Source organism: Streptomyces sp. MnatMP-M17, from assembly GCF_900091995.1.
In the GTDB taxonomy this organism is placed as follows: Bacteria; Actinomycetota; Actinomycetes; order Streptomycetales; family Streptomycetaceae; genus Streptomyces.
In genome coordinates, this window is the sequence record NZ_FMDK01000567.1 from 1 (window position 1) to 7,258 (window position 7,258).

The following is a 7,258-nucleotide window of genomic DNA, read 5'->3' on the forward strand; positions in this document are numbered from 1 at the left end:
CATGGAACGCCAGCTCTTCCATGTGCGCAAGACCGCCAGTGAGCTCGCCTTCCTCCAGCTTGTGATATCGCTGGCCGGCCCGTCATACACGGTGCACGTCGGCCAGGCGCTGAGGAATCTGAACGAGCACCACCAGCTTGTGATCTTCAAGGCGATGAGGAAAGTCGCCCGGGAGCCCGCCACCGCGGCCGGCGGACAGACGTAAGGCCAGCCCGCCTCCCGCCCCGCCCGGCCCGCGTCCCCAGCATCCGGCCGGGGCCCCTCACGTACCAGTTCAGCCAGGTCCACGCCGAGAACCCAAGCGATACGGACCCGCGTGCGCGCCGACGGGCGGCGGATCTACCAGTAGATGACGACCTTGTCGCCCGTGCGGACCTCGTCGAAGAGTTCGGCGATTTTCTGCTCGTCGCGGACGTTGACGCAGCCGTGCGAGGCGCCCGTGTAGCCGCGGGCCGCGAAGTCCGCGGAGTAGTGGACGGCCTGGCCGCCGCTGAAGAACATCGCGTACGGCATGGGTGTGTCGTAGAGCGTCGAGACATGGTGACGGGACTTCCAGCCCACCGTGAACGTGCCCTCGCGGGTCGGGGTGTACTGGGAGCCGAAGCGGACGTCCATCGAGGACTTCACCGTGCCGTCGACCATCCAGGAGAGCGTGCGGCTGTTCTTGCTGATGCACATCACCCGGCCCTTCAGGCACCGTGGATCGGGCTTGGCGACCGGTCTGGTGGTGGGCGGGCGCAGTTCGTCGCGGGTCGGGCGGTCCGTCAGGGCGAGCAACCGCTCCCAGGTGACGGCGTCCGTCTCGCCGGTGGCGTCCAGGCCGCGTTCGGTCTGGAAGGAAGCGACGGCGGCGGCCGTGACCGAGCCGTAGTAGCCGGTGGGAGCGCGGTCGAAGTGGCCTGTCTGGCGCAGCCTGGCCTGGAGTTCCCGTACCTGCTCGCTCTCGTCGCCGCTCGCCATCAGCGGCCTGGGCTCGGGCTCCGGTTCCGGCGTCGGAGCGGCCTCGGGCGTGCTCTCGCTCGGCGTGGGCGCGGGTGGCGGGAGTGTCGTACGGTCGGCCGCCGGGCGCGCCGACGGTTCTCCGGACTCCGTCCGCGACGGCTCGGCCGACTCGCCGCCCGGTGTGACGGACGCTCCCACCGGCGCGCCGCCCGGCTTGGCGTCCGCCGACGGCCCGCCGCCCGTGGGCTGCACCGTACAGCCGACACTCACGGCCAGCACGGCGGCCGTGGCGAAGCCCGCGCCGAAGCCCGCGCGTAGGGCTGATGTCCTGAGCACTGTCGTCCCCCTGTCTCTCTGTCTCTCCCGTGCCCCCGCGTCCCATGGCATGGCATGTGTTCCTTCAGTCTTCCCTCAGACAGCTTTCCGCCCGGAAGGGTTGCGCAAGCACGGAGACAACCATCGCCGCCGTCCCGCGTGTGACCCGTCGCCCGGTGTGCGTCTGCCGTTACAGTCCGTTACAGTCCGTCAGGAAGTCGGTGGCAGCGACGGATGAACCAACGGGAGGCGGAACAATGGCAAGTGAGCCCGGCGGCGCCCGGACCACCGAGAGTGGACTGCCCGTCGAGCCCGTCTACGGTCCCGGCGGACTGGCCGGCTGGGACCCGGCCGAGAAGCTCGGTGAGCCCGGCTCGTATCCCTTCACCCGTGGGATCTATCCCTCGATGTACACGGGCCGGCCATGGACCATGCGCCAGTACGCCGGCTTCGGCACGGCCGCCGAATCCAACGCCCGCTACCGGCAGTTGATCGCCCACGGTACGACCGGTCTCTCCGTCGCCTTCGATCTGCCGACCCAGATGGGATACGACAGCGACGCGCCGATCGCGAGCGGCGAGGTCGGCAAGGTCGGCGTCGCGATCGACTCGGCCGACGACATGCGGACGCTCTTCGACGGGATTCCGCTCGGCCAGGTCTCCACCTCGATGACCATCAACGCGCCCGCCGCCCTCCTGCTGCTCCTCTACCAACTCGTCGCCGAGGAGCAGGGCGTGCCCGCCGCCGCGTTGACCGGCACCGTCCAGAACGACGTACTGAAGGAGTACATCGCGCGCGGTACGTATATCTTCCCGCCCAAGCCCTCGCTGCGGCTGACCGCCGACATCTTCCGCTACTGCCGCGCCGAACTGCCCAGATGGAACACCATCTCCATCTCCGGCTACCACATGGCGGAGGCCGGAGCCACGCCTGCGCAGGAGATCGCGTTCACGCTGGCGGACGGCATCGAGTACGTACGGACGGCCGTCGCCGCGGGCATGGACGTCGACGACTTCGGGCCCAGACTCTCCTTTTTCTTCGTCTCCCGCACGACGATCCTCGAAGAGATCGCCAAGTTCCGTGCCGCGCGCCGGATCTGGGCCAGGATCATGCGTGAAGAGTTCGGCGCCCGCGATCCCAAGTCGCAGATGCTCCGCTTCCACACGCAGACGGCGGGCGTGCAGCTCACCGCGCAGCAGCCCGAGGTCAATCTCGTACGGGTGGCGGTGCAGGGACTCGCGGCGGTCCTCGGCGGTACGCAGTCGCTGCACACCAACTCCTACGACGAGGCCATCGCCCTGCCGACGGACAAGGCGGCCCGGCTCGCGCTCCGTACGCAGCAGGTTCTCGCGTACGAGACCGATGCCACCGCCACCGTCGATCCGTTCGCCGGTTCGTACGCCGTCGAGCGGATGACGGACGAGCTGGAGGCCGCGGCGGTCACGCTGATGAGCCGGGTCGAGGAGTTCGGCGGCGCGGTCGAGGCGATCGAACAGGGCTTCCAGAAGGGCGAGATCGAGCGCAGCGCGTACACCGTCGCCCGGGAGACCGACAGCGGCGAGCGCGTGGTCGTCGGCGTCAACCGCTTCACCATCGACGGCGCCGAGGAGGAACCGTACGAGCCGCTGCGCGTCGATCCCGCGATCGAGGCCCAGCAGGCGGCCCGGCTGGCCCGGCTGCGGGCGGAGCGCGACCGGCGCACGGTGGACGGAGCGCTCACCGCGCTGAAGAAGGCGGCGGAGGGCACGGACAATGTGCTCCCGCCGATGAAGTCGGCGCTGCGGGCGCGGGCGACGGTGGGAGAGGTGTGCGACGCGCTGCGTGAGGTGTGGGGGACGTACGTGACGACGGACGCGTTCCGAGGCTGATCCGCGGTCCGAGGGCCGGGCGTCTGCGCGGCCGAGTGGCTGACCGCGTGCTGAACTCGATATGGCTGAACCCAAATGCGTCCGTTCGTGCGCGTGTGCGACACTCCGCTCCATGCTGGGTGTCACTGATCTGCCGACCTATCTGGTGGGCCTCGTTCTGATCGTTCTGCTGCCGGGGCCGAACTCGCTCTATGTGCTCTCGGTCGCGGCCCGCCGAGGGATACGCGCGGGTTACACCGCGGCGGCCGGTGTCTGGTGCGGCGACACGGTGCTGATGGTGCTCTCGGCCGCGGGCGTCGCCTCGCTCCTCCAGGCCAATGAACTCCTCTTCGGGATCGTCAAATACGCGGGCGCCGGATATCTGACCTGGCTCGCGATCGGAATGCTGCGCACGGCCCGGTCGCTCTGGCGCGCCCGGCACGAGCGCGAGGAGACCGTCGCGTCCGGCGCCGCCGCGTCCGGCGAAGCATCCGGCACGCCGTCGGACGTGACGGTCACCTCGCCGGCCGCGGTCGAGCAGCCGTACCGCAGGGCCCTGGTGATCAGCCTGTTCAACCCGAAGGCGATCCTGTTCTTCATCTCCTTCTTCGTGCAGTTCGTGTCAGAGTCCAACCCGATCGTGGGGTTCGTGACTCTAGGCGTACTCGCCCAGGTGGCAAGCGTGTTGTACCTGTCTGCGCTCATCTTCGGCGGGTCTCGTCTAGCTGCTGCGTTCCGTCGTCGGAGGACGCTCAACGCAGGGGCTACCTCGGCCGCCGGGGTGCTCTTCCTCGGCTTCGCCGTCAAGCTGTCTCTGGCAAGCGTGTAGGGGGCTGGCATGTCCCACCTTGACGATGCTGCGGCCCTGTTCGCCCGCATGAGCGTCCAGGAGCAGCAAGAGGCGCTAGGAGCCCTCGGCCTGCCCAAGAGGCTTCCGAAGGAGTCCCAGGAGCCACCCAAGGTCACCCCGTTCTCTGCCCTTGCCAGCACGCCCAGCAGGCGGAAGCGGCAGCCTCTCACCGTGAAGGCCGTGAGTAGCCCTGAGGTGTCCTGAGGTCCTCAGGGGCTTCGCCAACCCTCTAGGCCCCGCCCTGGGCGTCCAGCTCCCCCGACCGCAAGACGTGCGTGCCCATGCCTTTCTCGGACCGCGTGAGCCCCTGCGCTTCCATCTGTCGGTTTACCCGACCACGCGAATATTGGCGCTGCCGCATAGACGGGCCTGTCGGCCCCTCGTACCGTCGTAGCCACCGGGCCCCAACAGGGGCCAATCACAAGGGGGTTTCGGCATGGCGCGCGAGGAACTGACCCGACTGACCGGCAACGGAAACGGCACCTGCGGAAAGGACGACTGCCCGAACGTCTACCGCACCGCAAACGGCTCTTTCGTCGTACAGGGCGACCTTTCCCAGGCGTTCACGCCGCCCGAGGGCGAAGGGCTTGTAGAGATCCCCGAAAGCGTGCTGAGGGAGGCCGTTCGTGTTCTTGGCTGGTGAGGAATGGGCGGCACGCTTCGAAGGCTTTCAGCGGGAGGCGTGGAGGCTTGAGACCTTGCCCCAATACTTCATGCCGCAGGAAGAAGAAGAGTTCCAGGCGTTCAGGGCGGGGGCCCGAATCGACCCCCACGCTGTATCAAATGAGTACACCGACCGGCTACGCCGACAAGCCGCAGAGGGGCGCACTCAGGGGCGCGTGCACATCGTGACGCGTCCGCTATCGGACTATCTGCAATTCGAGTTCGCGCAGTATTACGCGCCCCATGCCCTGGCGGGTGAGCGTATCCGCATTCTCGACGTGACCGACCGAGATAACCCCTTGGCCGGCGTTCAGGACTTCTGGATGTTCGACCGTGCCGAAGTGGTGCTGATGAATTACCACCCGGACGGAAGGCAGATCAACCGGGAAGTCTACGAAGGGGACGTAGCTGCGTTCATCGAATACCAGCGGATCGCGGTAGCCGAGTCGGTGCCTCTTGAGGAGTACGTGAAGGGCATTGACGTTTGAGCCCGAGAGGCTAGGTCAATCAAGGTCTGACCTAGCGGAAGCCCTGAGAGGCCAGCGCAAGCGAGCCGGGAAAACGCAAACCTGGCTCGCCCGCCGCTGCAACATGTCTCAAACCAAGGTAAGTAACATCGAGGGCGGCAAGCTCACGCCCTCTCTTGTCGACGTTGAATTGATTCTGGAAGCTCTCGGGGCCGATAGCCCCATTGCGACCGAGATACTTTCGTTGGCCAGGTCGGCCAACACGGAGTGGCAAGACCACTGGTCGTCTCGTCGCCGAGGCTTGGACAAGAAACAGAACGAGCTAGCGAGACTCGAAGCGGTCTCGACAGAGTTCCGATTCACGCCGGGAGAACTAACTCCAGTTGTTGTCCATTCTGATCAGTCGCTTCTTGACATCGTGCGGAATGATCAACTTCCCCACCAGCTCCCCATTGTCGTGTTTTCCAAGTTCGAAAGTTATTCCGGCGCTCAGCAGGTCTCTTTCCATGGCCTCTACGCCCCCGGTATTCCAATGCTGGGCGTACGTTACGCCGGTGCTTTCGTAGACCCACCTATCCTTTGTGGAATCCGGGTCGATCTTCGTCAAGTCGTTCATAAGGGCGTCTAGTGTGGCCTCCGCTTTCTCTCGAATGAACCCGGACTTATCGAACCTCCCTCCGGGCTCCAGGCCAGTCATGTAGTAGCTAATGCCATCTTCCAGCCGCTTACGCTCGCGCCTGTTCTCATCACCTCGGGCGTACTCCCGGCGGATCACCTCGAAATCCCCCAGGGCCTCAAAGACGGCCTCCGTCAGAGCCGAGTACACATGCTCAGGGTCCGGTGTCACGAACCCTGGCTTACGGCACTCAGGGCACCGCAGATACCGGTACTCCTTCACTTCGCCGGTAGAGAGCGTCTTGTAGTTGTTCGTTTCGTTAACGTTTCTGCCGCACTCGTGTTTCATGACGCCGAGAAACCTGGTAGGGCGGCGGTTCTTCTCATGATGGCGCTTGTTCTTTGCGCGGGTCGCGAGTGCTTCCTGTACGCGCTCGAATTCCTCGTTAGTCAGGATCGGCTCATCCGTGACCCTGATTTCCTGGCCCTGCTTATCCAGTACCGGCGTAGATTTATAGGTAGTTGACTTCGTCCCTCCCTCGGTGCGGAGCCCCCTAACGGCTGGGTTTCTAAGAATCCTGAGAACCTGCTGATTGTTCCATTTCCGGTTGCTGTATGTCGGAACCTTGGCCCTATCCAAAACCTTGGCAATTCGGTTTGCCGGAACCCCGCGCATTGCAGCCTGATACATGTAGCGCACCGCTCGCGCCTGCTTAGGGTCCTGCACTAGGCGGAGTTTCCCCTCTACCCTGCCAGTCTTGTAGCCAAACGATGGCTTACCGATGCGCCATTGGTCCTGTTGTTTAGTGTATTCCCAGTGGGACGAAACGCGAGTCTTGGTGTTGGCGGCTTCAATCTCTGCAACGGCCGCAACGAAAGTCACCATTGCCTGCGCCATCGGAGATGACAGGTCCAGGGTGTCATTGAGGGAAACTAGATTCTTCCCAAATTTCTCGCACCATTTGATTACTTCATGCAGGTCGGAAATTCGCCTAATGAACCGGTCAAGCTTCCAAAAGAGGATCAGGTCAAACTCAGGTATCCTGTTATTAAGCCAATCCCCGAGTTCCTTACGCTCCCAAGGTGCTTTCTTGGTCGCGGACACCCCAAGGTCTCTGGCCACACCGACCACTCTTACGCCCTCGCGGATGGCGTGACGGCGGAGGTCTAGTTCCTGCCGGGCGGGAGAGGTGGTGTCCTCCGTGAGGATGGAGAGGCGTACCGACAGGAGCCCCCGGGGTGCGTCCTCCGGTAGCGCGTCGTTCCTGGCGTTGAGTTCGGCCAGCTCTGCCAGTTCCTCTGCCGTCCACTCCGGGGCGGTCTGCGTAGGCGTCATGGCCGAGAGCGTACATGCAGTTGGACTCTGGAACGTTCTTCGTGCAGTTCGTCGATCCGGGATACGCGCATCCCGCGCTGTCGTTCGTCCTGCTCGGGCTGCTCGCCAATCTGGCCAGCGCCCTCTATCTCTCCGCCCTCATCTTCGGCGGTACACACCTGGCCGCCGCCTTCCGCCGCCGCAAGCGCCTCTCGGCGGGCATGACCTCGGCGGCGGGCGCGCT

Annotated in this window: 7 protein-coding genes and 2 pseudogenes; 7 read left to right on the plus strand and 2 right to left on the minus strand. The window is 65.1% G+C overall.

What is annotated here, in order from left to right:
* Nucleotides 1-205, plus strand: a 205-nt coding sequence (locus tag GA0115259_RS40550) for a hypothetical protein (RefSeq protein WP_161230458.1), incomplete at its 5' end; no start/stop codon positions are given.
* Nucleotides 206-339: 134 nt separating this feature from the next.
* Here the strand turns inward: GA0115259_RS40550 and GA0115259_RS24420 are convergent.
* Nucleotides 340-1,278, minus strand: a complete 939-nt coding sequence (locus tag GA0115259_RS24420) for a L,D-transpeptidase family protein (RefSeq protein ID WP_256098119.1) — start codon at nt 1,276-1,278, stop codon at nt 340-342.
* Between the two features lie 236 nt (nt 1,279-1,514).
* On the opposite strand from GA0115259_RS24420, the gene GA0115259_RS24425 reads away from it, so the two are divergent.
* From GA0115259_RS24425 to GA0115259_RS42130, 5 genes and pseudogenes are all read left to right on the plus strand, one after another.
* Nucleotides 1,515-3,125, plus strand: coding sequence for an acyl-CoA mutase large subunit family protein (locus tag GA0115259_RS24425; protein WP_093601011.1), 1,611 nt, complete (start codon nt 1,515-1,517; stop codon nt 3,123-3,125).
* A 112-nt stretch (nt 3,126-3,237) separates the two neighbouring features.
* Nucleotides 3,238-3,933, plus strand: coding sequence for a leucine efflux protein LeuE (gene leuE / locus GA0115259_RS24430; protein ID WP_093601013.1), 696 nt, complete (start codon nt 3,238-3,240; stop codon nt 3,931-3,933).
* A 457-nt stretch (nt 3,934-4,390) separates the two neighbouring features.
* Nucleotides 4,391-4,597 (plus strand): hypothetical protein, encoded by a 207-nt coding sequence (locus GA0115259_RS24440; RefSeq protein WP_093601018.1) that lies wholly within the window; start codon nt 4,391-4,393, stop codon nt 4,595-4,597.
* Nucleotides 4,581-5,105: a DUF6879 family protein gene (locus GA0115259_RS24445; RefSeq protein ID WP_093601020.1), complete on the plus strand. Its 525-nt coding sequence runs from the start codon at nt 4,581-4,583 to the stop codon at nt 5,103-5,105. Before GA0115259_RS24440 ends, GA0115259_RS24445 begins: the two co-directional genes overlap by 17 nt.
* Nucleotides 5,095-5,289, plus strand: a pseudogene (locus tag GA0115259_RS42130) (helix-turn-helix domain-containing protein); the annotation flags it as partial. The gene GA0115259_RS24445 and the pseudogene GA0115259_RS42130, both read left to right, overlap by 11 nt.
* A gap of 168 nt (nt 5,290-5,457) precedes the next feature.
* Here the strand turns inward: GA0115259_RS42130 and GA0115259_RS24455 are convergent.
* A complete protein-coding gene (locus GA0115259_RS24455; RefSeq protein ID WP_237540468.1) occupies nt 5,458-7,035 on the minus strand; it encodes a recombinase family protein in 1,578 nt (525 codons plus the stop codon).
* Nucleotides 7,036-7,070: 35 nt separating this feature from the next.
* On the opposite strand from GA0115259_RS24455, the pseudogene GA0115259_RS24460 reads away from it, so the two are divergent.
* Nucleotides 7,071-7,258, plus strand: a pseudogene (locus tag GA0115259_RS24460) (leucine efflux protein LeuE); the annotation flags it as partial.

Coding starts and splice junctions, on each gene's coding strand:
- leuE (WP_093601013.1), top strand. CDS start 3,238: ATGCTGGGTGTCACTGATCTGCCGACCTATCTGGTGGGCCTCGTTCTG.
- GA0115259_RS24455 (WP_237540468.1), bottom strand. CDS start 7,035: ATGACGCCTACGCAGACCGCCCCGGAGTGGACGGCAGAGGAACTGGCA.
- GA0115259_RS24440 (WP_093601018.1), top strand. CDS start 4,391: ATGGCGCGCGAGGAACTGACCCGACTGACCGGCAACGGAAACGGCACC.
- GA0115259_RS24425 (WP_093601011.1), top strand. CDS start 1,515: ATGGCAAGTGAGCCCGGCGGCGCCCGGACCACCGAGAGTGGACTGCCC.